Source organism: Mycobacterium sp. 236(2023), from assembly GCF_029623955.1.
GTDB lineage: Bacteria > Actinomycetota > Actinomycetes > Mycobacteriales > Mycobacteriaceae > Mycobacterium.
In genome coordinates this window covers 235624-261425 of the sequence record NZ_JARSBP010000007.1, presented here as the reverse complement: position 1 = coordinate 261425, position 25802 = coordinate 235624, and the positions used below count along the sequence as shown (strand labels likewise).

General features: G+C 61.9%; 21 protein-coding genes. 14 read left to right on the top strand and 7 right to left on the bottom strand.

All coding sequences use genetic code 11. From position 1 onward, the window contains the following. Positions 1-19: 19 nt before the first annotated feature. The 9 genes from P9A17_RS26235 to P9A17_RS26195 all read left to right on the top strand — a co-directional run bounded on the left by P9A17_RS26235 (position 20) and on the right by P9A17_RS26195 (position 8760). The gene (locus tag P9A17_RS26235; protein ID WP_278041679.1) at positions 20-1156 is read left to right on the top strand and encodes a helix-turn-helix domain-containing protein; all 1137 of its coding nucleotides are present in this window, start codon (positions 20-22) and stop codon (positions 1154-1156) included. 159 nt (positions 1157-1315) lie between these two features. Continuing rightward, the gene (locus P9A17_RS26230; RefSeq protein ID WP_278041678.1) at positions 1316-1861 is read left to right on the top strand and encodes a flavin reductase family protein; all 546 of its coding nucleotides are present in this window, start codon (positions 1316-1318) and stop codon (positions 1859-1861) included. Positions 1862-1901: 40 nt separating this feature from the next. Then, a complete protein-coding gene (locus P9A17_RS26225) occupies positions 1902-3173 on the top strand; it encodes an LLM class flavin-dependent oxidoreductase (protein WP_278041677.1) in 1272 nt (423 codons plus the stop codon). Continuing rightward, positions 3170-3976 (top strand): alpha/beta hydrolase, encoded by an 807-nt coding sequence (locus P9A17_RS26220; RefSeq protein ID WP_278041676.1) that lies wholly within the window; start codon positions 3170-3172, stop codon positions 3974-3976. Before P9A17_RS26225 ends, P9A17_RS26220 begins: the two co-directional genes overlap by 4 nt. A gap of 108 nt (positions 3977-4084) precedes the next feature. Beyond that, complete coding sequence (locus P9A17_RS26215) at positions 4085-5212, top strand: maleylacetate reductase (RefSeq protein WP_347403859.1); 1128 nt, start codon at positions 4085-4087, stop codon at positions 5210-5212. Positions 5213-5617: 405 nt separating this feature from the next. After that, positions 5618-6400: a citryl-CoA lyase gene (locus tag P9A17_RS26210; protein WP_278041675.1), complete on the top strand. Its 783-nt coding sequence runs from the start codon at positions 5618-5620 to the stop codon at positions 6398-6400. Beyond that, positions 6393-7172 carry a CoA transferase subunit A gene (locus tag P9A17_RS26205; RefSeq protein WP_278041674.1) on the top strand — a complete coding sequence of 260 codons (780 nt, stop codon included), beginning with the start codon at positions 6393-6395 and terminating at the stop codon, positions 7170-7172. Before P9A17_RS26210 ends, P9A17_RS26205 begins: the two co-directional genes overlap by 8 nt. Then, positions 7169-7867: a 3-oxoacid CoA-transferase subunit B gene (locus P9A17_RS26200; RefSeq protein ID WP_278041673.1), complete on the top strand. Its 699-nt coding sequence runs from the start codon at positions 7169-7171 to the stop codon at positions 7865-7867. The genes P9A17_RS26205 and P9A17_RS26200 overlap by 4 nt, the downstream gene beginning before the upstream one ends. 26 nt (positions 7868-7893) lie before the next feature. Beyond that, positions 7894-8760, top strand: coding sequence for a dioxygenase (locus tag P9A17_RS26195; RefSeq protein ID WP_278041672.1), 867 nt, complete (start codon positions 7894-7896; stop codon positions 8758-8760). A gap of 341 nt (positions 8761-9101) precedes the next feature. Here P9A17_RS26195 and P9A17_RS26190 read toward each other — a convergent pair whose 3' ends face one another. Then, on the bottom strand, positions 9102-9758 hold the full coding sequence (locus tag P9A17_RS26190) for a TetR/AcrR family transcriptional regulator (RefSeq protein WP_278041671.1): 657 nt from the start codon (positions 9756-9758) through the stop codon (positions 9102-9104). A gap of 1051 nt (positions 9759-10809) precedes the next feature. On the opposite strand from P9A17_RS26190, the gene P9A17_RS26185 reads away from it, so the two are divergent. From P9A17_RS26185 to P9A17_RS26175, 3 genes are all read left to right on the top strand, one after another. Next, the gene (locus P9A17_RS26185; RefSeq protein ID WP_278041760.1) at positions 10810-12441 is read left to right on the top strand and encodes a fatty acid--CoA ligase; all 1632 of its coding nucleotides are present in this window, start codon (positions 10810-10812) and stop codon (positions 12439-12441) included. Between the two features lie 245 nt (positions 12442-12686). Next, on the top strand, positions 12687-13262 hold the full coding sequence (locus P9A17_RS26180) for a hypothetical protein (RefSeq protein ID WP_278041670.1): 576 nt from the start codon (positions 12687-12689) through the stop codon (positions 13260-13262). A 1160-nt stretch (positions 13263-14422) separates the two neighbouring features. Further along, complete coding sequence (locus P9A17_RS26175) at positions 14423-15637, top strand: cytochrome P450 (protein WP_278041669.1); 1215 nt, start codon at positions 14423-14425, stop codon at positions 15635-15637. A 1541-nt stretch (positions 15638-17178) separates the two neighbouring features. Here P9A17_RS26175 and P9A17_RS26170 read toward each other — a convergent pair. Beyond that, positions 17179-18450 carry a nuclear transport factor 2 family protein gene (locus P9A17_RS26170; protein ID WP_278041668.1) on the bottom strand — a complete coding sequence of 424 codons (1272 nt, stop codon included), beginning with the start codon at positions 18448-18450 and terminating at the stop codon, positions 17179-17181. Between the two features lie 447 nt (positions 18451-18897). On the opposite strand from P9A17_RS26170, the gene P9A17_RS26165 reads away from it, so the two are divergent. Then, entirely contained in the window at positions 18898-19875 is a 978-nt protein-coding gene (locus P9A17_RS26165; protein ID WP_278041667.1) for a nitronate monooxygenase family protein, read from the top strand. Positions 19876-19892: 17 nt separating this feature from the next. Here the strand turns inward: P9A17_RS26165 and P9A17_RS26160 are convergent, their stop codons facing one another. Continuing rightward, positions 19893-21200: a TetR/AcrR family transcriptional regulator gene (locus tag P9A17_RS26160; protein ID WP_278041666.1), complete on the bottom strand. Its 1308-nt coding sequence runs from the start codon at positions 21198-21200 to the stop codon at positions 19893-19895. Between the two features lie 33 nt (positions 21201-21233). Further along, a complete protein-coding gene (locus P9A17_RS26155; RefSeq protein ID WP_278041665.1) occupies positions 21234-21545 on the bottom strand; it encodes an acyl-CoA synthetase in 312 nt (103 codons plus the stop codon). A 103-nt stretch (positions 21546-21648) separates the two neighbouring features. Between P9A17_RS26155 and P9A17_RS26150 the strand changes: the two genes are divergently transcribed. Beyond that, positions 21649-22836 (top strand): amidohydrolase family protein, encoded by a 1188-nt coding sequence (locus P9A17_RS26150; RefSeq protein WP_278041664.1) that lies wholly within the window; start codon positions 21649-21651, stop codon positions 22834-22836. Between the two features lie 31 nt (positions 22837-22867). Here P9A17_RS26150 and P9A17_RS26145 read toward each other — a convergent pair whose 3' ends face one another. The 3 genes from P9A17_RS26145 to P9A17_RS26135 are packed head-to-tail and all read right to left on the bottom strand — an operon-like array spanning position 22868 to position 25709. Further along, the gene (locus P9A17_RS26145; protein WP_278041663.1) at positions 22868-23692 is read right to left on the bottom strand and encodes a CoA ester lyase; all 825 of its coding nucleotides are present in this window, start codon (positions 23690-23692) and stop codon (positions 22868-22870) included. Next, the gene (locus P9A17_RS26140) at positions 23689-24558 is read right to left on the bottom strand and encodes a hypothetical protein (RefSeq protein WP_278041662.1); all 870 of its coding nucleotides are present in this window, start codon (positions 24556-24558) and stop codon (positions 23689-23691) included. The genes P9A17_RS26145 and P9A17_RS26140 overlap by 4 nt, the downstream gene beginning before the upstream one ends. Continuing rightward, positions 24555-25709, bottom strand: coding sequence for an acyl-CoA dehydrogenase family protein (locus P9A17_RS26135; RefSeq protein ID WP_278041661.1), 1155 nt, complete (start codon positions 25707-25709; stop codon positions 24555-24557). Before P9A17_RS26135 ends, P9A17_RS26140 begins: the two co-directional genes overlap by 4 nt. Positions 25710-25802 lie beyond the last annotated feature (93 nt).

Sequence of the window (25802 nt, the reverse complement as noted above, 5' to 3'; positions counted from 1 at the left end):
TCTGGCGACCGGCTGCGAGGTGGCGGATATCGTCAGCCGACATGTTCCACAGCTCGGGCAGGGCACTCTTACCAACGTTCTCCCGGCCAGCATGCAGAAGTCCGTGCTCTCGGTTCTCGTCGGGCTCAGGCGCGGCAGCGCAATCGTTGCATCGATGGGCGACGCTGAACTTGAAATCATGGGTGTCTGTGCCCGAACCGGCATCGAACTCACGTCGGTGTTCACTGCTATACGGCGCGGCCAAGGCGTCATGGTCGAACGCTTGATGCAGCAGTGCCGTGCCTTGGTCGACATCGGCGAGCAGTACCCGCAATACCAGCTCATATCAGAGCTGAGCTTCACCCACGTCGACGCACTAGCCACGCAATTCGCCCAACTCTACGAAAATGAGCGCCATCGGTGGCTGAACGACCCGTTGGCGGCGCGCGTCGCCCTCGTCAACCGAATCCTGGCCGGAGACGATGCCGCACTTGCAGGCTGCTCAACCACATTGCATTTTGAGATCGGATACCGCCACCACCTTGCCGTGTGCGCCTGGACCGATCGAGCGTCATCGGTTGCCCCCGGTGACCTGGAGGTCGCCGCCCTAGATTACTTGCGACACAACGGCGCCGCACAAACGATGGTGTTGCACGATCCCAATTCGACCCTGACCGTCTGGGGTAACGCGCGCGGAGCTCTCGCCGAGCCCCTCACCGACTTCAATCGCCGCGAGGGGGTCCACCTGGCTGTCGGAACGCCGGGCACCGACGTCGCCGGCTTCCGCGCCACCACCCGCGAGGCGCGGCAGGCCGCATTCCTTGCCACAAAGTTTCCAGCTTTACAACGCGATACAGCAGTGCACTTTTCAGACGTCAGTTTGATCAGCCTGCTCAGCGCCGATACCGAGGCCGCTAGGCAATTCGTGGAGCGGGAACTCGGATCACTGGCCCAGCACGATGATGGCACCGGCCGGTTGCGGGAAACCCTCGAGGCGTATCTGGACTGCCACAGTCCGCTGATGGTTGCGCAACAGTTGTTCATCGCGCGCAACACTGTCGCCTACCGATTGCGCAGAGCCGCGGAGCACCTAGGGCGTCCCATCGACGTCCGGCAGCCCGAACTGCGAGCCGCGCTCATTCTGGCGCGCGCTCTGCGTTCCCCGTCTACTCAATGACAACATCCTCGTGCGCTCTGCGCACCCCGCCCAATTGAGCGGGGGGATGCTGTCGATCCGGCGCAAGCCCCTATCGCTAATTCCAAGAGACACTTTCGGTGAGCAAATGGTTCAGAAACACACCTACTCGATCGGCCACAGACACCCCGAAAGGCTGCCATGAGCACAGAAGCGCAGGAGCTAGTCAACAGCGACGACTCACCGCACCCTGCACTCGATCTGCGCCGCCTCAGGGATACGCTCGGACGATTCGTTACTGGGGTAACCGTTGTCACCTATCTGCTTGACGGTCAGCCCCGCGGGCTCACCGTCAACTCGTTCACACCGGTTTCTCTGAGTCCCCCGCTTATTCTCGTGTCCATCTCACGCAAAGCCAGGGCGATGGACGGCCTTGTCAACGCTCCGTTCGTCGTCAACGTATTGGCTTCTGAGCAGCTCCCGTTGGCGCTGCAGTTCGCCGGGAAACGACAAGACGACATCGACGTTGCCTGGTCGTCAAGTCCCACCGTGCCTCGGTTACAGGGCAGTGTCGCGTGGGTCGCCTGCGATCCACATTCGCAGGTCGAGGTAGGCGATCACGTCCTGGTCGTCGGGCGGGTGGTGGATCACTCCAGCACGCCGAATGAACCCCTCCTCTTCGCATCGGGCAGCTTCAAGCTGCTCGGCGGCGCCGTAGACGCATTCGATGGCTCCGCAGCACGCTGACCATCGTCACCACGCAGTCAATGAAAACTGGGGTTAACGAATGAGATTCACCTACGCGCAGCACTTCCCCTACCGCCACTTCGGTGACGATTTCGAGGAGCAGGCGGCCGAGGCGGTGGTTTCAACACCGTACTTCGGCTTAGTCGACCCGCAGTCCGCCCACGCCGACTTGCGGGCCGGGTTTGAGGAGTTGATTCACGCCGCCCGAGCAGGGTTCGACGCAGTTGCCCTCACAGAACACGGCCAAAGCGCCTACGACATGAGCCCCAATCCCGACTTGGGCGCCGCCATCATGGCGCACGCCTTCGTGTCGGAGGGGCTTGAGTGCGGGATATGGGTGGTGGGTCGCAGCTTAGGAAAAACACGCGAACCGTTTCGAGTAGCCGAAGAGCTGGCTTGGCTGGACACACTCAGCGAAGGTCGGTTGATGACCGGGTTTCCGGTTGGACTGCCCTACGACGCCAACATCAACGCCGGCATTCCGCCGATCGAGACGAGACCGCGCTTCGACGAGAACCTATCCTTCATCCTGAAGGCGTGGACAGCGCACGAACCCTTCGCCTGGAACGGCAAGTTCGCGCAGTACGGAAACGTCAACGTCTGGCCGCGCGCCTATCAGGCACCGCATCCGCCAGTCAGCATCACCGGCACAGGCAATCCGAACACCAGCCGGTTCGCGCTGCAGCGCGACTTCGGCTTCAACCTGACCACCACCGGTGGCGATCCGAGCGCGGCGCCACGCATTTTCGGTGACTTCTGGCGGATCGCCGATGAAGTGGGGGCCGACGACAACCCGTTCAGGGCCAACTTCGTGCAGCAAGTACTGGTGGCCGACACCGACGCCGAGGCTGAACGGCTGTACTCCCAACACGTCGCATACAGTGTGCGGCGCGGCATCGGAACCGTAGGAATTGAGCGGCTTCTCCTACCGGGAGGAATCAGCCCGCCGGGTTTGCGCGCATTGCTGGGCGGAGTAAACGGCGGTGCCGCCGGACCTTCGGAGCCGCCAACCTACGGCGAACTCGTCGAATCGGGAGCGATCGTGGCGGGCAGTGCTGCCACAGTTCGCGACAGACTTGAAGACATGGCAACGAGATTGCGCGTCGGAAACATGACTGTGTTCTTGATGATCGGTTCCATGCCAACAGAACTGACGAAGGCGAACATCGATCTGTTCACCACCAAGGTGATACCGCCATTACGCAGTCTGTGGTCGGAATACGAGTCCGGTAATCGCTGGTGGCCGGCGCGTCTGGGCGGACGCTCGACATCGCACACGAACTCAGAAATGGCTGGAGCACATCTGGTATGACGAGCACCACGCAAAGTCGATCGACAACAGTCAAGACATGGGGCGACCGGGTGACCCTCCGATTCGAAATCGAAGGTGCCGGACCGCCACTCGTTTTTTTGCACGCGGCCGGCGGACTCGTCTGGGACGGCTTTCTCCGCGACCTGGCTCAGCGTTATACGGTGTATGCGCCTGTCTTTCCAGGCTTCGATCCTTCCGACACGATGGCGATACACGAACTCGACGACGTCAGCGACGTCGTCTTGGCCTACGAGCAGGCCCTGCGGTCGCTGAAGATCACTGGCGCCCCGATAATCGGCCACTCATTCGGCGGCATGTTGGCAGCAGAACTGGCGGCGCATTTCCCTCAGATCTGTTCGCAACTGGTTCTTTTGGCGCCAAGTGGCCTATGGACCGAGGCCATGCCGTGGAGTCTGAACTTCATGACCGCCCGCCCCGACCAGATGCTGGGATATCTGTTCAACGACCCCGAGGGTGAGGCAGCGCGATCTCTGCTTCCGGTCTTCGACACTCCGGAGCGGGCGCTTGAGGCTGCTGTGCAGTCGATCTGGGCACTGGGATGCGTAGCGAAGTTCTCGTGGCCGGTACCCGACCGCGGCCTCTCGCGGCGCCTGCACCGTGTCGCAGCGTCCACATTGGTGATCTGGGGCCAACAGGATTCGCTCATTCCGCACGGGTACGCACAAGAATTCGCACGCCGCATCCCCAACTGCCGCAGCGAAACCATCGGCAACTGCGGGCACATGCCCCAGGTGGAGCGCGAAGATGTGACGTCCGGTCTTGTCGCTGGGTTTCTGGCCTGATGAACCGCCCCAGAAGCCAGCGGCCCAGTCGTAGCGTCCACCCTCATCGAATCCCAAGCCTGGCAGTGGATTAAGGTGCACGCCTTCGCGACGTCGAGGTCGCGCCACGTGCGCGACCAAACAGCGATCTCGACGAGGGAACAGGATGCCCCGTTCGAAAAGGACAGACAAGCCGTGGTAATTCGGTTCGATCATCAAACACATCGGCAGCGGGTGATATTCGGCACGGGCTGCGTCGTGGACAATACCGCCAAGGCAATCGAGCAACTCGACGTTCGTGCGAGCCTGCTGATTGCCAGCGATTCGGCTTCGGAAGTGGCCGATGCCATTGCCATGGAAACTCCCGTCGCGAGACGGATCGACGGTGTCGTGCAACACGTGCCGACGCAGCGGGCAGATGCTGCACGGCGGGAAGCTGTCGCCAGCAGTGCCGACTCGATCATCTGTGTGGGGGGTGGCTCCGCCACGGGGCTAGCCAAGGCGGTTGCGTTAATGACCGGTCTACCGATCGTGGCGATCCCCACTACCTTCTCCGGCTCGGAAGCCACCGATATGTGGGGAATGACTGTAGAAGGCCGCAAACACACTGGCGCCGACCTCGCGGTGCTGCCCCGCACGGTGATCTATGACGCTGCACTTCTCGCTGGATTACCTGTGTCAGTCGCGATTTCGTCGGTCTTCAACGCCATTGCCCACGCTGTCGACGGGCTCTGGGCCCCACGTGCCGATCCGATCAATCGGGCCTTGGCAGCGGAAAGTTTGCGGGTTCTCATACCCGCGATCACGGAGATGGCGGAGCAGCCCAACTCCGGGGAACCGCGCGAATCCGCGCTGTATGGGGCCTACCTGGCTGCGGTGGCGTTTGCTTCCTCGGGTTCGGGCATGCACCACAAGATCTGCCATGTCTTGGGTGGGGCGTTCTTGCTCCCGCACGCCGAACTGCACGCGGTGATGTTGCCCTACGTCACCGCGTTCAACGCACACGCGGCACCGTCGGCCGCCCAGCGCATCGCCGAGACACTCCACACCACAAGTGCTGCAGCAGGACTCAAGTCGCTGGCCGCCGCTACCGGCGCGCCATCGACATTGGCCGAGATCGGCTTCCCGAGGGACAAGATCGTTGAGGCGGCGGGGCGTTGCCTTGAGGCGATTCCCCCTTCCAACCCGCGACCGGTAGATCACGAGGCTGTCGAGTCACTCCTGCAGGCCGCATACGAGGGACACGCGGTCGAGTGAGCCACCCGACCACAACCCGTACCCCCCGATGGGAAGAACCCGACACACCCACAGGACCGAGTCACCCAGCGGTCGTGTCAACACCCAACGAGAAGTCAGGAGCGTGAACGTGTCGAGGCGTGGTAACAGGTTTTGGCACAACTCATTTCGCATAAGGGCCATCGCCATGCGGGCCTGCGAGATGGTCACCGGTCCGCGCCATAGCCATCAGCGGCTGCTGAACCTTGGAGTAGACGCGATCATTCTGCGACACCCGGGCACCCTCATCGCGGATGATGAGCGCGGCCGGCTTGAAGAGGATTCACGGGCCATTGCGCGTGGCGCACTCGCTGGGGCGGCCCATCGCGCCAACGGCACGGCGCCAGTAATTCGGCCAGGTTCGTCGAAGCAGCGAGTGAGCACCCTATGAGGACCCGAATTGCCACGACGAGGGCCGACGATATCCTTATTCGAGGTCGTAATTTGGCCAAGGATCTCATGGGCGAGGTGGGCTACACCGACATGCTCGTGCTCACTGCGCTGGGTCGGCTGCCGTCGACAGCGGAGAAACGCATCGTCGAGGCCATCGCGGTGTCGGTGATGGATCACGGCCTGACCCCGAGCTCGCTAGCCGCGCGGCTGACCTTTCTCGGCGCTCCCGAGTCGTTTCAAGCCGCGGTCGCGGCCGGACTCCTCGGGGCGGGCAACACCTTTCTGGGCGGTATGACCGGGGTTACCACCCTCTTGCGGGCAAGCGCAGCGGATCTTGACGAAGCGGCCTCCAACTCCGAGGTCGCCCAAGCCGCTGATGATCTCGTCACCAGCCGTCTCATGGACGGGCGCAAGATTCCCGGTCTTGGACACAATGTCCATACAGGCTCGGACCCGCGGGTGGACCGCATGCGGGCCATCGTAAGAGCCGAAGGATATTACGAGTTGCATTGGCGTCTACTCGACGCCCTGCCAGACGCCTTCGCGCGCCAAAAGCATCGAACACTTCCGCTCAACAACGCCGGCGCAATCGGGGCGTCCATCGCCGCGCTGGGTTTTCCAGCGGAGATGGGCAGAGGCATCGCCCTGGCCGCCCGCGCGGGAGGGCTGATCGCTCACCTGCTCGAAGAGCAAACCGAACCAATAGCCAAGCAGGTGTGGGAACACGTTTTGAACGAAGCCGACAACTCTGAAGACGAGGACGCGAATCTTGGATAAGACTATTTCAGACGCTGCAGTAGCAATTTGCGCGATCCACTCGGGCAGCAGCATCGCCGTCGGTGGGTTCGGAATGTGTGGCGTACCCCTGGTCCTCATCAACGCGCTACGCGCCGCAGGCGTCGACGATCTCGAGATCGTCTCGAACAATTGCGGCGCACAGGGATGGGGGCTGGCAAAGCTGCTGGCTGACAGACGCATTCGGCGAGTAATTGCCTCCTTCTTCGGCACCAACGAGGACTTCGCCCGCCAGTATCTGGATGGCCACCTCGAAGTAGAGATCACCCCGCAGGGCACCCTGGCCGAGCGCTTACGCGCCGGTGGAGCCGGCATACCGGCGTTCTTCACCCCTACCGGCGTTGGGACCGTCGTCGCCGAGGGCGGAATGCCGTGGCGCTATCGTCGCGACGGCAGCGTCGCCGTTGCCTCCCCGGCCAAGGAAGTGCGCAGTTTCGACATCGACGGGGGAGTCGCGAGTTTTGTACTGGAACGCGCGATTCGGACCGATTTCGCCCTCGTGCGCGCCATGCGCGGTGACCGCCACGGGAATCTGATCTTCCACGGAACCGCGATGAACTTCAATCCGCTATGCGCAATGGCGGGGCGCATCACGATCGCAGAGGTCGAAGATCTTTGCGAACCGGGTGAGTTGGCGCCCGACGAAATCCACCTCCCCGGGGTCTATGTCGACCATGTTGTCGAGCTCACCCCAGAACAGGCTGCTGAGAAGCCCGTTGAGTATCGCACGATCCGCGAGGAGATGATCGCATGACCTGGAACCGTGAGGACATCGCCCGCCGAGCCGCCGCCGAACTTCGCGACGGCGATTACGTGAACCTCGGAATCGGCATACCGACCCTGGTACCCGAATACCTGCCGCCCGATATCGATGTGATCATCCACTGCGAGAATGGAATCCTCGGCGTAGGAACGCATCCGACCTTCGAAGAGTACGACCCCGACATCATCAACGCAGCCAAGCACACGGTAGCTGCGCGAGACGGCGCCGCCTTCTTCGACTCCAGTGCTAGTTTCGCGATGATCCGTGGCGGCCATCTTGACTTCGCCATCCTCGGTGCCATGGAGGTTTCGCCACGCGGCGATCTCGCGAATTGGGTGGTGCCGGGAAAGCTCGTGAAGGGTATGGGCGGGGCGATGGATCTCGCGGTTGGCGCCCAGCGCGTGCTCGTGTTGATGTCACACGTCTCGAAAGACGGCACGCCGAAACTTAAAAACGAGTGCTCCCTTCCGCTTACCGGTCCACGCGTCGTGGACCGCATCATCACCGACCTCGCCGTCATCGACGTCACCGACAACGGATTCCTCGTCGTCGAACTGGCCGATGGTGTGGACCCGCAAACCGTCATCGAAGCGACCGGTGCTCCGGTGGCGTTCGCACCGGAGCTCGCCGAGAAGGCTGGATCGGTGCGGCAGTCCGATATTCGGATACCGCAAACGCAGATATAGAACCGCTTGACGAAAAGAAGGCGACTATGGACAACTCGTTAGACCAAGCCACCGACATTGTCGTCGAGGCATTCGCCAACACGCCGAATCTTCGCCTCCGCGAGGCACTGATTTCCTTGACCCGCCACCTGCATGATTGGGTCCGAGAGATCGACCCCACCATGGACGAATGGAACGTCGCCATCGACTACCTCACCCGGACCGGGCACATGTGCGACGACAAACGCCAAGAGTTCATGCTGCTGTCTGACGTATTCGGGGTGACCAATCTCGTCGATCAACTGGAATCTCGGCACGCTAACGAAGGCGCTACAGAGACGACTGTGCTGGGACCCTTCCACATGGTGGAAAGCCCTCGGCGTGAACTCGGCGCAGCGATCATGTCCCCGAAGGTGGGTGACCCGTGTTGGGTTGCAGGCCGCGTGCTCAACATCGACGGAACGCCGATTCCCGGTGCCACCATCGATGTTTGGCAGGCCGATGACCAAGGTTTCTATGACGTACAAATACTCGACGAGGTCGACGTCGGAGTGGGCAGGGGATTGTTCACCGCTGATGAACAAGGAAGCTTCTACTTCCGCACTGTCGTGCCCGCCCCTTATCCAATTCCGACCGACGGCCCGGTCGGCGAGCTACTCATGGCCACTAACCGACACCCCAACCGGCCCGCGCATATCCACTTCATCGCCGAGGCCCAGGGTTACCACTCACTGACGACCCACATGTTCGTAGAAGGCAGCGACTGGATCGAGGCCGATGCCGTGTTCGCCACAAAGCGCAGCCTCGTGGTGCCATTCTCGTGGGTCGATGACCAAACATCTGCAGCGGAGAAAGGGCTTCCGAATCCGCACCGAGAGGCCCGCTTCGACATTCATCTCGCACGGCGGTCATGATGCCCACTGTGTCGATCGAGATGTTTCCTGGACGTACCCACAGCCAAAAAGCAGATCTCGTAGCGAAGGTGACGGACGCTGTCGCCGATGCTCTTGGTGTCCAACCTGACGTCGTGAAAGTCAAGCTGTACGAAATTGCGCCGCACCACTCCAGCCAAGGTGGAGTGTTGGCCAGCGAAGGCCCCGGTATGGCATTCGGGTCGCCTGGGACCGGCAAGTAGGGGCCGCCTCGCGTGCCCAAAGGCGCATGCGGCAGAACCCGTGAACTTGATCGGACGAGGGTTGGACATAACGTCGACGGATGGATCTCACCCCGTGGGTGGAGTGATGCCAGCGTTCGGCTAACGCGGCCCCGGGTGCCACGTGGACACCGCAGCTTCCATCTCCTCTTCGCTGAGTGGTCCCACCGGGAGCGGCTTTTGAACCGATTGGCGGCGCATACCTTGCAAGAGCACCGCCACATAGCGGCGCCACAGGTCGCCCGATACCCCGCCCGCGTACTCGACGACCGCACCGGCCATCAGACCGCACAACGGCAGATCCGTGGCCGAAACCTCGGGCCGCAGGTGCCCGTCACGCTTGGCCCGATCCACCAGTTCTCTGATCCGGGGCTGCAAATGGGTGCGCCCGGCGTCCACGCGTGCCCCGTAATCGGTCCTGCTGAAGGCGATCTCACGCAGACCGCGGTCGGTCGCCGTCAGCTCACACATCTGCCATACCCACTGGGACAACCCTTCCCACGAATCTTCGGACTTCAGCGCGGTTTCGGCGTGCGCCACCAACTGATAAATGCCGTCCTCGAAGATGGCCTCGAACAGCGCCCTTTTGGTTGAGAATCGCCGATACACGGTGCCCACACCCAGGTTTGCGTGGTGCGCAACCTCGTTGAGCGTCGCCTCCAACCCGCGTGTCGCACACAGGTCCCGAGCGGCTTCGATAATGCGCAGCCGATTGCGCTCGGCGTCCTTGCGCAGAACACCGCACGGTACTTCAGTCACGATGTCCAGTTTAGTGCTGTGCCTGAGCTTTTGATATGACCATCACCCAATTCAGTGGTCAGCTTCGACCTTCGAACCAACATCGCCAGCCCCGACATTGGCTCGTGCCCCCACCTCAACAACTTCCCTCCTGTAGTACGCGTGGCCAACAGGAGCGGGTAGCGGAAGCTGCTGTACAGAAACATGTTTCCCTGCGACCAGTGCCAGGGGAACTGAATGACCCCGTTCCCGTATGGTCACCCCCGTGCTTCTCGGTGCGCTGCGTATCGCGACCTGATCCGGCAGTTTCTGGGTGTGGACTCGCCTCACAAAATTCGCAGTAGAACGTCGTGGGTGTGCAGGACATCCGCTGATCGACTTGGGCTTTGCTGCTGACGTTCGCTTGTGGAACTCGTCCTCCGATAACTTCCAGGGTCTATCACTACCACCGCTGGGAGGTTACGTTCAGTGATCGAGTACGGCATTAGCTTTGTGCCGCAGCCCTATCCGGTCCCGATCTATCGCGCCGGTAGCCGCTGGGCGTTGCCGCCAGGGCGATGGTGTAGGTCCTGAGGTTCGGCGACTAAAGCCGTCGGCAGGCGTAAGTCCATGGTCTACGTATCTCCGGACGGGAGCCACACGTCGCTCCACCCGACCGAACGCGACGCAGGCCTACTGCGCGACGCGCTCAACGTGGATGTCGATTAGTGCTGTATGGACGCAAGAAAAGGAGCCCGCTTCTGGCCTAATCTCCCTTGCAGCCGTGCAGTTGGGCCATTGACGAGACTGTCAGACTGAATGGACGTCATGAGTATTGCGGTTCGCCTAGCCGACGCGCTGAATCAGCGCATCGCGGTTTGCACGCTCGATCGGTTCGGCGCCAGTTGTGGTCGTGGCATGTGGCCCCCGCGCCCAACTGCGCGGGCTCGCACCTGATTCCGTCGGCAGCGGAACCCGGCGGGGTAGCTCGGCCAGACCGCTAAACACATTCCTGACAGTCGACCACACCGAGCCCCATTACCGACGACCTGTTGGCATCAAAACGCTCGGAAGCAAGGTAAGGAGATTCATGGTGAAAAGCACAATGCAGGACTTCCCGCTCACAATCCCTGCGATCCTTCGTCATGGCCTACAGGTCCACGGCGCTCGCCGCGTCTTGACCCTGGATGCTGACGGTATAGCGCGCAGCGCAACGTTCGCCGAAGTCGGGCACCGTGCAGCTCAGTTGGCGCACGCTCTCCTCGAGCTTGGAGTCAACGGTGACGGCCGCGTCGGTACCTACATGTGGAACAATCAAGAACACGTCGAGGCGTACCTCGCCATCCCGTCGATCGGTGCGGTGCTTCATACGCTCAACCTCCGGCTCAGCGCTGATCAGGTGTCCTACATCGCAAATCATGCTCAGGACCAGATCATCCTCGTGGACGGCTCCCTCACCGAACAGTTCGCCCCGATCCTCCCGAAGTTGCAGAGCGTCAGGGCCGTCATTGTCACGGGCGAAGGGGACACGAGAGCGCTCGAAGGCTCCGGGAAGACGGTGTATCGATACCGCACGCTCCTGGAAGACAGGCCCGCAGACTTCGAGTGGCCCGAGATCGACGAATCAAGCGCCGCAGCTCTGTGCTACACCTCAGGCACGACAGGCAACCCCAAGGGTGTCGCATTCAGTCACCGGTCCACGTTCCTGCACTCCATGGCCGTGATGGCCAAGGACGGATTTCAGTTTGGCGCCAACGACACCGTGCTCGCGCTCGTCCCGCAGTTCCACGCCAACGCGTGGGGATCTATCTACGCGGCATATATGGCCGGTTCAGAGCTGCTGTTGCCGGACCGTTACCTGCACTCCGAATCGCTGGTCCGAGCAATCCACAATTACCGTCCGAGTATCGCAATCGGCGTCCCGACCATCTGGGCCGATATTGCGAATTATCTTGAGACGCACACGGAGTTCGACATCTCATCGCTCGAATTCGTCGCTGTCGGCGGATCGGCTGCGTCGCGACACCTCATGGAGGAACTGGAGAAACACGGTGTCACCCTGACTCAGGCTTGGGGAATGACCGAAACGTCGCCATTGGCGGCGATTGCGCGTCCCTCGTCCATCCTGGAAGGGGAGGACCGCTGGACGATTCGCATCACACAAGGCAGACCCGTGCCTGGAGTCGAAACTCGCATCGTCGATGAAGTAGGGGACTCGCTGCCTCACGATGGGGTCGCAGTCGGGGAAGTTGAGGTGAGGGGACCGTGGATCACCGGTTCGTATTTCGGCGATGACGAACCGGCCCGATTCCACGACGGATGGCTCCGCACAGGGGATGCAGGCAGCATCGACGAGAACCAATACCTGACGCTCACCGACCGCATCAAGGATGTCATCAAGTCGGGCGGCGAATGGATATCCTCAGTCGAACTTGAGCTTCTGATCGCCAGCCATCCTGACGTCACGGAAGCCAGTGTTATTGGCGTACATGATGACCGGTGGCAAGAGCGGCCTCTGGCGATTGTTGTCATTAAGGAGAACCACACGGTCACGCCGGAACACCTTCGAGAGTTTCTGAGCGACAAGGTTGCGAAGTGGTGGGTGCCTGAAAGGTGGGCGTTTGTGGAGGCGGTGCCCAGGACGTCTGTGGGCAAGTTCGACAAGCGTGCGCTTCGGTCGCAACACGCCGAAGGAGCCTTCCAGATAGTAGAAGTCCGCGGGTGACAACAGCCAGGATCGGGTATCACTTTTCTCGCAATCAAAGGAGGGAAAGCGCCGCTGCTGATCGCCGCCATCGAACAAGCCGCAACCGGCGGGAGTGGACACTGAAGCCTCCAGAGCCGCATGATCGCCGCCCTTGATGCCGAACAGGCAGCCGGAGCCTTGCGGTTAGGTCATTTGCACTGGAGACGTGCAGTGCGACACAGCAGGTGTTGTTCGTGCCGGACTGTGTTGCGTAGCCTAAGACCGTGGAAGTTAAGCCTTCGACGCCGGCGCCGCGCGTGGTTGCCATCGCCGACGCTGCGATTGAGGTTTTGGCGGCTGAGGGTGGACGTGGGCTGACCCATCGCGCAATTGACCGCCACCTCGAATTACCTCTTGGATCAACAGCCAACTATTTCAGTACGCGTACGGCCTTGCTACGCGCCGTGAATCTACGCCTCCTCGAAATCGAAATTGCCTTGTGGGAATCGATTCCACACCAACGGTTGAGCAGAGCTCGCGCAGCAACCTTACTGGCCGAACGCATAGCGGCGTCAGTTGTCAACGGTGCGAGGCACCGTTATATCGCGCACCACGAGGTACTGCTTCAGTCGGCTCGCGATCAACAGTTGCGCCTCGAAATCGACCACGCACGACAACGTTTCGTCGATATCGTCGCGCGAGTACTGACCGATGTGGGTTGCAAGAAGGCAAAGTCGCACGCACACGATCTGCTCGCCATGATGGAGGGCCTACTCCTTAACCAATTGCTCTATAACGACGGCCCCGTCGATCTCCGGAAGCTCACCAGCCAGGTCAGGCGCTGTCTCGCGCAGTGCTGACGGGTGCGGGGTGTCCCGGTGCGCAGATTCTCTCGCACTCAGGCGGAGTCCCTCAGGCTCATCCCTCATATAGAGGTCACGCGTCGACGTCATCGAGCTCCTTTCCAGCCGCCCCGAGTGCGTGATGGGCAAGCCCCACGAATCTTCTGCGGCCGACACCATTCTGCTGCCGCGGTCACCGCAGACAAGAGGAACATTGATTACCGGATCACCGCTTTCATTGGTACCAGTCTCATTGAGCTAAAGGCACATTCGCACCTGCAACAGCCCAAGGGGTCGCGATCCAGTGCGCACGATGCCCGAGGCCGGACGCGTCACGCGGCCGATGAACGCAGCCTGCCCGAACCGCCCGCTCCTCGCTGATGTTCGCCCTGCCCGCACCTCGGGTCCGCCAGATTTCGGTTCATCTGAAGTCCGTGGCTTCTTGCCGTACAACATGTGTTGTGCTTCACTAACCAACAACAGATGTTGTTTACTGCTCAGGTCGGGGCACTGGCGGAGAGGGGCGTTCAGTGACTCAGGGCAATACTCATTCGATAGTGAACGCTGCCGGCGGGCCACTCCGCATGTGCACCTTCTGCGAGCCAGGCATGTCCTTGCCTACGTCAGGGCATGCCGCCGGCTGGCAGAATGCGCGGGAGGTGCTGTGTCGGAATAGGCGCTTTAATTTCGACTTTGAGGTCCGTGTCGTGTCGGCTCGTGCGGTCAGCATTGCTTGCTATTGGACCTCGACTTCGTTTACGAGCGTGCGCGTCTCGCGGGCAACGCCGCCCACCCGATGCCGCCGATGGGAGGGGCTTGCCTGCCGGATCCAGCGATCTTGTCTTGGCGACAACGAGGGTGATGCCGAAACCTTCGGTGCAGGAGGCATTTCCGCGGACACGCCCGTAGGTCTAGCTCTGTGGTCGAATCGGGAGAGGGTGCGCACGTGCCCTAGGTGACCAGCAGACATCTTCGCCGAGATCTGGTGCCATCACCCACCGTTGACACGCCTCGATGCAGCACGTGCTCTATACCTTTCAACACAGAACAACCCAACTGTCTCTTGGCCCTTGCGATCGGCGAAGGCTGGCAGTTGTCGACCGTGACATCCATTTCCCTTGAACATCCATCACGGATGAACACAGTCGGACCTACCACCGAGCGAACGGAGTCGGAACATGACCGTGACATTTAACGAGCTGCTGGCAACCCCACCAGACTTCGTGCATCAGGCCTATGGTCATTTGCGTGAATCGGGCGACGGTACGGACATAGACGCCGACACCGGAGTAGCCTTTGTCACTCGGTACGCCGACGTGTCGCGCATCCTCAAAGATGCTGGAACGTACTCCAGCAAAGTACTCGTTCCACCTACACCGCTCGTGGAGCACGACCCCAACGACCCGGCGCAACTCAAAGCATTCGAGCACATCCGACGCTTCCCCCAGTTCCAGGATCCTCCTGTGCATACGCGTCTGAGGAACCTCGCACGGCACACATTCACACCGCGCTCCATCGGGCGGCTAAGGGAAGCCGTCGATACGGTCACTGAGGAGATATTCACCAAACTTGACCACGGACAAGAGCTCGACTTCGTTACCGATATTGCGGAGAAGCTACCAGTCTGGATCATCGCACACGCGATGGGATTTCCAGTCGCCGACCGGCAGCAGTTACGACTATGGACAATGGCTGTGGGTACTGCGCTCGACCCCGCTGTTACCGGGGCGCAGCGGCGTGACGCGTTGCGCGGCACGGCCGAATTTATAGACTATCTCGAGGATCTCGTCGCGAACCGGCGGCGAGACCTTGGCGACGACCTCATTAGCATCCTTGTCGCCGCGCAAGGTAATGGAGAACTCGAGAGCCAGGCAGCGCTTGTGGGCACCATCGTGGTGCTCTTGGCAGCAGGAAACATTACGACCGCCGACTTGTTGAGCAACGGAATGAAATTGTTCCTTGACCATCCCGATCAGTACGAGATGCTCGTCGAGAATCCCGACCTGGTGAATGCGGCGATCGAAGAGGTCCTGCGTTTCGAGCCTTCTTTGAAGTGGGACGTCCGCGTGGTGACGGAGCGCGATCAGGTCGGCAACCACGAGTTTGCTCCGGGTACTTTCGTGATGCTCGGTATTGCCGCGGCCAACCGTGATCCTCGCCGATTCGACGATGCTGATCGATTCAATATCCTGCGTACCAACAATCAACATCTGGCGTTCGGGGCAGGGGTGCACTACTGCATCGGGGCGCCATTGTCGCGGCTCGAGGCTGATGTGTTCTTCCGTCAGATGATCGCGCGATTTCCTCGCTTACCCAAGCTGAACGGTGAGCTCTCCTACGCCAATGACTTCGCGGCACGGTCGATTCGACGCTTTCCTATTCGGCTGAACTAATTGGTCTGAATTGTTTGACGGCGCCTTCTCTGGCGACCCTGAGCGCCCGAATTGATTCGATGGGGCCGCCACCGTGCTTGAGGTCGCTGAGTTGGTGACGTGCCGGGACGGCGCGTGCGGCGGCTTCGGCGGGGTCGCTCTCGCCGTTGTTTCTGCAGAGTTTGCGGTTCGGGCAAGGCAATTCGACGGAGTTGATGCGGGGCCGGCATAGGTGACGGCTGCGGGCGCCGTGCCTTCGATGCCGACCGAGATCGTCGTACCATATTGATGCAGCCGATCCATAACAGACAATAGCCGGATGATGAAGCAGGGACAACGATGACGAAGACATCGGTAGACACCAACCAACAACAAGAGGGGAACAGGAACGACAACAACAACCATCAACAAATCCGTTGGGAGACATGCGATCTAAGTTGTACTGGTAACATTGCATATTCCATTCCTGCATATTCCTGAACCGTCACCCCGTCCGCTGCAAGCGTTGGCCGTGGCCAACGGTTGACGACTTCGGAATCGCCGCCTCACTCCACAACAACTGATCGACAACGCAACCGCGCATAAGTTTCGTCCTCAGCCGATCCCACCACAGCACCGGCAGCGAGCGCCCGAGGGGCTTCCTAGTCGTCATCTTGTCAGTCGGAGAATGCGAACTCCCAATCTCAATGCCACAGCTGCGGTCCGACGCTGTCCCTGTGAAGGTGTCGTGTTTGCACTGACGGTTGCAGTCAGCCGGCGCTGCCCTATGAGCGATGGATAAGTCAATATCCATGACAGTGTTTGGTAACGCTCGCAATTGTCACCTCCGAGCAAGCTGACGATTCCGGTTGGCTGACTTCTTAGCATCCGGCTTACGGGCGATGATCGTTGCTGCACGAGGCTCGACCTCCGCTGTCGGGGCAGACTGCGAGCTCTCGGCGCGCGCACCCCGCATAGTTGCGTGAGCAATGATTGCTTTCAAGGACAACACGTCGCTGACCAGGGCAGCAGCCACTTGGCATCGCCCTGGCACAAGGCGGCACTCAAGCAACGCGAGCACGCGAGCCCGCAGTCTTCAAATGTGATCACGCAGCTTAACTACTTGCGCGTGGTGTGGCGCGAAAACCCCTCCAAGGACGGCACTTCCATGACCTCGGACTGACGAAGCGGTCAGGGTACGCCCGTCAGCGAGACTGTTACACCTCATCACCGCTCGATCGTCCGATACTGGTCGGTGCGCACGTATCGCGAGCTGCGAGCCGTGCGCGGTGACCGAGGTCTGCTAGTTACCAATCGGTTGAGCGATCCCTGCCGCCGTCACACCGTTGAAGAGAATCGACGGCAGGATGGCGCTGATCGCATCGGCGATGCCCATGGAGGGGCGCAGACTTGACTCCGGTTGGTCGGAACGTTGCGGCGACTTCACATACGACCTGCACCGTCATGAGCACGTCTCAGGTGTCGCTACCGGGATACACGGGATTCCAGATGATGGAGGTAAACGCCAGTAGGTCCCCTCCACCATGACGGGGAAGGGGACCTACCGGACTGCCCTACTGCAGTTACTCGGCGTTGGTGGAGTCGTCCGATCCGTTGTCGTCCGTACCGGCATCGGTTGACTTAGTGTCAGCAGAATCCGTGTCGTCGGCATCTCCGGTGTCGGCAGCCTGGTCTTCAGCCTCGGCACCGGCGTCGCTGGCCGAGTCATCGTCGGTGGACTCGGCGTCGATAGAAATGTCAGGAGCGTCGGCGCTTTCGGCTTCGGACTGCCCGGCAGACACGGCGGCCGCGTCGGATTCCTCGACGATTGCGGCTTCCTCGATCGTGTCAGTGACTTCACCGACCTGCTCGGCATTCTCGGGCACGTCCGCACTATCCGCGGCTGCACCGTCTTCGATGCTTTCGGCGGCATCCTCGCCTTCGGTCTCTGTCGCATCTGCGGCCGAGGCGTCGGCAGAGGATTGACTGTCGTCCGCGACGGTTGCGAGGGCTGTTGCGGTCTGCGGTTGCTGTCCGGGGTTGAACACCGCATTGAGCACAGCCTTGACGATTCGCACCGCGGTCGAAACCACGGCGTTGAAGACGTCGCTGACCGCGGACACGAAGGTGCTCACCTTTGCCGCCACCGCTTGCACGAAGGCGTTCAATGCCTCTTCGAAGCTGATCTGCGGCGGTTCTTCCGGCTGGTCAACAGGGTAGGGATAGTCGACGTCGGCGTAGATTACGAGCTTCTTGAACACCCATTCGCCGTTGATGAGCTCAAAATCGCCGACGTGTCGCCCCATGCCGACGAAGTGCGCGGGTTTTCCGGCGCGCACACCCCACGCAGACGAGTACAGGCGGTCCGTCGCCGTGCCTAGCTCGTCATCAGTTTCGATGATGAGGTTTGTCACGTAGTGGCGGCTCCACGCCTCGGCGGTGGGCTTGGTCGGGAAGAGTCGCTGCAGCAGCGCGAAAACGGCCTCCTCTCCGGTGGCCGTGAACGTGTTGCGGAAGTTCAGCTCGAAGGTGCCATTTGCGAACAGTGCCGCCATGCCAGCGTTATCGCGCGCGTCGAGCAGTTCGATGAAACGGTAATGCAGATTGCTGATGTCCTGGTAGGAGTTTACGAGCACGACCTCCTGGGAGACAGAGTGGATCTGTGAGATCACCTGCACCGCCTGGGCGTTGGCGGTTCCGGCAACCACCGGAATGGGCAGGACCGCGACCGCGCCGAGGATGGCGGCCTTTTGCAGCCCTGCGAACAGGGTTCGTCGGGGCTTGCGCCGGGTGGTGCATTCGGGCGCACGCAGTGCCGGCGCCACTACCTGGCACTGCTTGTTGCTGGGGGTCATGCGGGCTCCTCACCTGTTGTGTAACTTCTTACGCATAAATCGTTACAGATTAAATCGATTGATGAGGTCAGTTTGCCAAAAAATTTACGGCTACATCAACCTATGTCGGTTTCCACACGGACGTGCCTGCGCGACGCTTGATTCCCCTCGGTCACAACAGGCCCATCGGTTCCACGGCGAGCCTCCCAGATGCCATCATTGAGGGCGGTCGGGCGTCGCGCGGAAATCGTTTGCGGGTACTCCTATTCAGCCTCAGGGCACAGCTGGGGACGCCCGCCCTGGCTCGTCGGGTGGTCCGTGGTGGCGATGGCCGCATAGTCGAATCACACGCCCGGCGCAGTATCCCCGCGAGCGGAGTCAAGCCGGTAATGCATACTAATGTCTATCGAATTATGTCGGCGCGGACTGCACGCCCCGGGCACAATCAGAGCGGAAGGTAGAGAATCCATGCTGGCGACGAAGTTCACTGAGACGTTCGGTGTCGAGCACCCGATCGCCCAGGGTGGCATGCAGTGGGTGGGCCGCGCGGAACTCGTTGCGGCCGTGGCGAATGCGGGCGCGTTGGGTTTTATTACCGCGCTGACGCAGCCGACGCCTGCGGATCTGGCCAACGAGATTGCCAAGACGCGGGATCTGACGGACAAGCCGTTCGGCGTGAACCTGACGATCCTGCCCGCGATCAACCCGCCGCCCTATGACGAGTACCGCCAGGTGATCGTCGATGCCGGCATCAAGATCGTCGAGACAGCGGGCTCCAACCCGGCGCCGCACCTTCCGATGTTCCACGACAACGGAATCAAGGTGCTGCACAAGTGCACCTCGGTGCGTCACGCGGTCAAGGCGCAGAGCCTGGGTGTGGACGGCATCAGCATCGACGGCTTCGAGTGTGCGGGTCATCCGGGTGAGGACGACGTTCCCGGCCTGGTGCTGATCCCGGCGGCGGCCGACAAGATAGAGATCCCGATGATCGCCTCGGGCGGGTTCGCCGACAGCCGCGGTTTGGTCGCGGCGCTGGCGCTGGGCGCCGACGGCATCAACATGGGGTCGCGGTTCATGTGCACCGTGGAGTCCTGCATTCATCAGAACGTCAAGGAAGCCATCGTCGCCGGTGACGAGCGCGGCACGGAACTTATCTTCCGCAGCCTGCACAACACGGCGCGGGTGGCGTCCAACGTGGTGTCGCGTGAGGTCGTCGACATCCTGAAGGGCGGCGGTCAGTTCGAGGACGTCAAGGATCTGGTGGCCGGTGTGCGCGGCCGCAAGGTCTTCGACGACGGCGACATCGACGCCGGGATCTGGACGGTCGGGACGGCCATGGGTCTGATCAACGACATTCCGACGGTCGCAGACTTGGTCGCGCGGATCGTCGGCGAGGCAGAAGACATCATCAACGGCCGATTGGCACGCTTCCTCACACTGGTGTGACCCAGGGTGAGGTATCGCTAGGTCAGTAGCGCGCGCTGCAGGACAAGCAGCATGAAAGTCGCAGCGTCGTAATCATTATCGCTGGGGTACTCGGCCACCGCGTATTCCGAGAGCCGCCCGAGCACGGCGAGGAAGATCGCTGCTGCCACCTCGCGTCTAATCGACGGTGGCGGAGTGAACGCGTCGAACACCGACTGCGCCGCTCGGTGGAGCTCGTTGATGCTCGCGACAATGGCTGGGCCCGAGGGTAGTCCGCTGATCGCCCCGTCATACCACGCGCGGATCACGCCTGCGTACATACGGTGATAGCGAACGTATCGGCTGAGCCACGAATGCAATTCATCGACATCGGCGTGCTGTGCGCTCCCCCGTAGATCAGCACCTAAGTGAGCGCATTCGACGGCCGCCCACGTGCTCAGCTCATCGAGAATGAGTGCCTTACTGCGGAAATGCCGATAAAGGGTGGCACGGCTTACCTCGGCAGCTGCGGCAATATCGTCCACGGACGCGGCGAAGTACCCGCGTTCAGCGAACACGACAGAGGCTGCCGAAAGGATGTCTTGGCGGATAGGCGACACGGCGGCGTCGTCCGGTTCGCTGGTAGTCCACTCGGCGGCCATCGTATCCTCGGTGCCCGCGCCCGAGGAACGGACGGGGGAGGGCTCGGCGACCCTGGCTATGACAGGAGCCGGCGTCTCTGGGAACAGCAGGCGCTGCATTGCCGCAGTTAGCGATGCGGGAACCCCAGAAGCGTTGTCCAGGCCGAACATTGCCCGGAATCGCGCCAGGTTCAGCATGTGACAGATACGCAGGAGTGCAGCTGCCGCGTCGGTGGGCTCCATGCCGTGCACCCCAGAACGCGCCAGTGTGGCGGCGATGATCTCGGTGTGGCGTCCCGGTGCGACTCCGGCCGTGGATCCGGCGCTGTTCTCGACGGTGCCCACTCCGGGCAGGGCCGCGAAGACGACTGCGTACCGGTCGTAGAGCGTCGCCCATCCGGTCAGCCAGCGATGAAGTGCATCGATCCCGCGTTCGTCGGGCCCTAGGCCGTCCAGACTCGTGATGTGCGCGAGAACGGCGGGTTCGGAGGCGGCCACCAGCTCGTTGAATATCTCCACTTTGCTGGGGAAGTACTGGTAGATCACCGCGCGCGAACCGCCGACGGCTTTGGCGATGCTTTCGATCGAGGTGTCGTGATAGCCGTGCGCGACGAACAAGTCGGCGGCGCGAGCGAGGATGCGCTCGCGGGTGTGCTGGCCCCGCCGTCCGACCGATGTCGTGTCTGGCGCATAGCCGGCGCGTCGCAGTGTTTTGGGGCTCGTCATCGCATTCTCGTCACGCCCAGCGCCATTCCATGGTTACGGGTCAGTCGGCGGAGTAGCCAAATTGCGCTTGGCCTTGCCAGGGTAACCGAAGAACTTTTCAAAATTCGCGTCGTTGATGTTGCTGGCCGTGTTTCGTTCGGCTGCCGCACGCAACTCGGACAGCCTGGTGCGCGCCAGCTGGAGCGCCCCACCGCCTTCTGCTTCCAATTGCGCTACGCGCCTTTCGGCATCGCGCACCTCCTCCGACAACCGCTCGGCCACCTCGACGAACGTCAACAGATCATGATCATCCTCGTCGAGCTTGCCACGTTCGATCGCATCTCCGCCGGGATCGTTCGCGCTCATCGTCCAACAACTCCTTATAGACAGGTTCGTCTTTCGTCTTTACCATCGTGTGAGATTGATCGTCAGAAATCAAGACATAGCGTCAGATTTAGGGAGGCCAGCAATGCCGCTGCAAGACCACATGCAGATCGTTTCGGTCGACGACCACCTAGTCGAGCATCCGAGGGTGTGGTCGGACCGCCTACCCGCAAGCTTGCGAGAGCGCGGTCCGCGCATCGTCGAAGAGGACGGCAAGCACATTTGGGTGTACGACGGTCAGACGTATCCGACCATCGGGCTGAATGCTGTAGCAGGTAAGCCGCAGGAAGAATGGGGCTTGGACCCAGTGCGCTACGAGGACATGATCCCGGGCTGCTATGACCCCCACGCGCGCATCGCGGATATGGACCTCGACGGGGTGCAGGCTGCTCTATGCTTCCCGTCGTTCCCCGGATTCGCCGGCGGCACATTCCACCGGGCCGCCGACAAGGACCTGGCGCTTCTCTGCGTCAAGGCATGGAACGACTTCTACATCGACGAATGGTGCGCGGTCGCGCCGGATCGATATATCCCGCTAGGCATCCTGCCCACGTGGGACATCGATGCGTCGGTCGCCGAAGCCGAACGGCTCGCAGATAAAGGCGCCCGGACAGTGTCGTTCCCGGACAGTCCGGTGCCCCTGGGGTTGCCGTCGTTTCACTCCGATCATTGGGACGGATTGTGGCGCGTGTGCTCAGAGGCGCAGATGCCGGTCTCCTTGCATTTCGGTTCTGGCTCTTACGTACCGGGCTTCTCCTTCGCCTCGCTGGCGGCCAGCGCGAAGCCCGACGCGGTCAATGACGCGCCGTTCGCGGTAGCGATTGCGCTGTTCTCCACGAACCTGATGTGGTCGACTGTCGACCTGCTGCTCTCGGGCAAGCTCCAGCAGTTTCCCGAGCTGCAGTTCTCTCTCGCCGAGGGCGGCATCGGTTGGTTGCCCTACATTTTGGAGCGCACGGACTACGTGTGGGAACGCCATCGTTATTACCAGCCCATCGATTTCGACACCCGGCCGTCGGATCTTTTCCGCAAGCACTTCTGGGGATGCTTCATCGATGACGAGCATGGGCTCGCCAACCGCCACATCGTGGGCGTCGACCGGATAACCCTCGAAATTGATTTCCCGCACTCGGATTCGAACTGGCCTAACTCTCGCAAGCGTGCCGCCGAGGTGCTCGCTGAGGTACCCGACGACGAGTGCACCCTGATCGTGGAGGAGAACGCCCGACGGATGCTGCGCTTCCCGCGGGCAACGCAACTGGCGGCGGTCTAAGATCCGCGCTGCGGCTAGCGAGTCGGGGACGCTAGCCGCGGCGTGCGGCGGCGGCGACGATGCGGCGGGCCCGTTCCACCACGGCGGTGTCGATCATCTCTCCCGCTACCGTCGTAGCGTGGCCGTCGGCGGTGTCGGCGCCGAGTACGGCCTGCGCCCACAGGATCTCGTCTTCAGACGGCACGCTGGCGGCGTGGACGATACTCACCTGTGCCGGATGGACGCACAGCTTCGCTGTCATCCCCAGTCGCCGCGCGTAGGCGACGTCAGCGATCAGCTTCTCGGGGTCAGTGAATGCTGTCGTCACTCCGTCGATCGGCGGCGCCAGCCCGGCGGCAGCCGAGGCGAGGACGAGCAGCGACCGGTAGGTGTGCAGCGCGTCCTGATCGTCGGGACGAATGCCAAGCTGTGTAGCGAAGTCGATGCTGCCGAACGCGATGCGCGGCACACCCGCGACGGCGCACAGCGCGCGAGCCTGGTGCACGCCGAGCGCTGTCTCGATGAGGGGCACCACCGCCGGTGCGCCAGCGGTGAGTAGTCGGCGGACGTGTGCCGACCGCTCAGCTTTGGGCAGCATGACGGGTGGGCCGCAGGCCTTGATGAGCTCGACGTCAGCGTTGTGCCAGCTCGTCTGACTCGAGTTGATCCGCACCATCGCGGTGTTCCCTGCCGCAAGCCAGGTGCGCGCGTGGTCGCGGGCAAGGTCTTTGTTTATGGGCGCCACGGCGTCTTCGAGGTCGAGCACGACGACATCGGCGCCGGTCGCTACTGCCTTGGCGAACCGGTCGGGCCGATCTGCTGGGACGAACAGGAAGGTGCGGGCCGCGGCAACATCGTTAAGCCCGATGGCATTCATGCGAACTCGGCACGCGCAATGGCGTGCACGGTGTCGACACCAGAATTCACCGACAGCTCGGCGGCGGCCCCGTCGAGCGACGGGGTGCCGTCGATGCGAAACGGGTCTCCTGCGAATACTGTTGTGAGAAAGCGGATATCAAGACGATAGAGCTGCCGCGCCGAGTTCGTGCGGGCAAGCTCGGCCAGGTAAAGAGCCAGTAGTGGCTGGTGCACGACGAGTGTCGGGAATCCTTCGACGTCGCGTGCGTAGGACTGGTCGTAATGAATGCGATGGGTGTTCGCGGTCAAGGCACTGAACCGGAATAGCAGTGCGGGGTGGGTTACGGGTGTGGACGTCCACGGCGCAGGTGAGGGCCTCAGCGGTTCGGAGATCCGCGGGCACGGCATCGATGGGGTGGTGGCGCTGCGATACACGAGATCGTGCTCTTCGATGATTCTGATCTGAGAGCTCTGGCTGAGGGTGTGGCGCACCGTGACGTAGAGGGTGTGTCCGGTGTGGCCGTGTTTCACCCTGGCCGAGACGAGCTCGGACACGCGGACTGCGCGATGCCCGAGAAGCAGGGGGCCGATAATGGTAAACCGGGCGCCTGCAAGGCGTTGTCGTCGCTGCGGGATCGGCGGCAGGAAGTCACCCGTGCGTGGATTCCCGTCGGGGCCCAGGCTGGCGGAGGCGGGCCATTCGGTGAAGTAGACCCAGTGCCACAAGGGCGGCACGCTGGTCATCGCCTGGTCCTCGCGGTCCAGCACAGCGGCCAGCGCCTGCAGGCGCCCGGCGTCGACCAGATCGGTGGACGTTACCGAGGGTGGCCGCCAGAGGTTCAGGTCGTCGAACAACACTGCGTCGGTCGACGTGGAGGACGTCATCGGTCCAGGCCCCCCCGCTTTACCAACTGTTTGGCGATGACGCCGCGTTGAATCTCGTTGGTCCCCTCGCCCACGATCATCAAGGGGGCATCCCGGAAGTAACGCTCCACGTCGTACTCGGTGGAGTAGCCGTAGCCCCCGTGCACCCGCAAGGCGTCGAGGGCGATTTCCATACCGACTTCGGAGGCGAAGAGTTTGGCCATGCCCGCTTCCATGTCGCAGCGCGCGCCGGTGTCGAATTTCGCTGCGGCGCTGTGCAGTAGAGCGCGCGCAGCGGACAGCTTCGTTCCCATATCGGCGAGCATGTTGCCGACCGATTGGTGTTCCCAGATCGGTTTTCCGAAGCTTTCTCGTTCCTGGGCGTAGCGAAGGGCGTCGTCGAACGCTGCGCGGGCCACCCCGGTGGCGCGCGCAGCAACCTGCAGCCGTCCCACTTCCAGTCCCTTCATCATCTGAGCGAAGCCGCCGCCCTCGGCCTCGCCCAACAGCGCGCTCGCCGGCACACGGCAGTCGGTGAAGGTGAGTTCGCAGCTTTCGACGCCCTTGTAGCCAAGCTTGGGCAGGTCCTTGGAAACCTCGAAGCCGGGAACCTTTTCGACAAGCAGAATCGAGACTCCGCGGTGCGCGGGTTGCGCCGAGGGATCCGTCTTACATAGCAGCGCAATCAATCCGGCGCGGCGGGCGTTGGTGATCCAGGTCTTGCTGCCGTTGATGATGTAGTCGTCGCCGACGCGGCGGGCCACGGTGCGCATCGCCTGCAGGTCCGACCCGCCGCCGGGCTCAGTGAGCGCCATCGTGGTACGCAGCTCACCGGTGGCCATCCGCGGCAAGTAGCGCTGCTTCTGGTCATCGGTGCCGAACGTGGTGATCAGCTTGCTGACGACGGTGTGGCCGCCCATAGCGCCGGCCAGGCTCATCCAGCCGCGGGCCAGCTCCTCGGTGACGGCGACGTAGCAGGGCATCGATACTGCTCCGACCCCGTAGGGCTCGGGTATCGCGAGTCCGAATATCCCGATCTCCTTCATCGTCTCGATGAGTGTTTCGGGATAGGTGTTGGCGTGGTCGAGGTCGCGGGCCGAGGGCCGGACGTCCTTGTCGACGAAATGTCGGACCGTGGTCACCAGGTCCTGTTCCTCACTTGACAGCTGCACCGTACCGCCTCCATTCTGGGATCAAATTATTCGCTATAAGATTAATCGTCAAATAACGTCGGCCGGTACCGGCTGTCAGGTGTTGAGTTCAAC

Coding starts and splice junctions, on each gene's coding strand:
- P9A17_RS26175 (WP_278041669.1), top strand. CDS start 14,423: ATGACCGTGACATTTAACGAGCTGCTGGCAACCCCACCAGACTTCGTG.
- P9A17_RS26160 (WP_278041666.1), bottom strand. CDS start 21,200: ATGACGAGCCCCAAAACACTGCGACGCGCCGGCTATGCGCCAGACACG.
- P9A17_RS26140 (WP_278041662.1), bottom strand. CDS start 24,558: ATGACGTCCTCCACGTCGACCGACGCAGTGTTGTTCGACGACCTGAAC.
- P9A17_RS26165 (WP_278041667.1), top strand. CDS start 18,898: ATGCTGGCGACGAAGTTCACTGAGACGTTCGGTGTCGAGCACCCGATC.
- P9A17_RS26150 (WP_278041664.1), top strand. CDS start 21,649: ATGCCGCTGCAAGACCACATGCAGATCGTTTCGGTCGACGACCACCTA.
- P9A17_RS26200 (WP_278041673.1), top strand. CDS start 7,169: ATGACCTGGAACCGTGAGGACATCGCCCGCCGAGCCGCCGCCGAACTT.
- P9A17_RS26210 (WP_278041675.1), top strand. CDS start 5,618: ATGAGGACCCGAATTGCCACGACGAGGGCCGACGATATCCTTATTCGA.
- P9A17_RS26155 (WP_278041665.1), bottom strand. CDS start 21,545: ATGAGCGCGAACGATCCCGGCGGAGATGCGATCGAACGTGGCAAGCTC.
- P9A17_RS26195 (WP_278041672.1), top strand. CDS start 7,894: ATGGACAACTCGTTAGACCAAGCCACCGACATTGTCGTCGAGGCATTC.
- P9A17_RS26145 (WP_278041663.1), bottom strand. CDS start 23,692: ATGAATGCCATCGGGCTTAACGATGTTGCCGCGGCCCGCACCTTCCTG.
- P9A17_RS26225 (WP_278041677.1), top strand. CDS start 1,902: ATGAGATTCACCTACGCGCAGCACTTCCCCTACCGCCACTTCGGTGAC.
- P9A17_RS26170 (WP_278041668.1), bottom strand. CDS start 18,450: ATGACCCCCAGCAACAAGCAGTGCCAGGTAGTGGCGCCGGCACTGCGT.
- P9A17_RS26230 (WP_278041678.1), top strand. CDS start 1,316: ATGAGCACAGAAGCGCAGGAGCTAGTCAACAGCGACGACTCACCGCAC.
- P9A17_RS26220 (WP_278041676.1), top strand. CDS start 3,170: ATGACGAGCACCACGCAAAGTCGATCGACAACAGTCAAGACATGGGGC.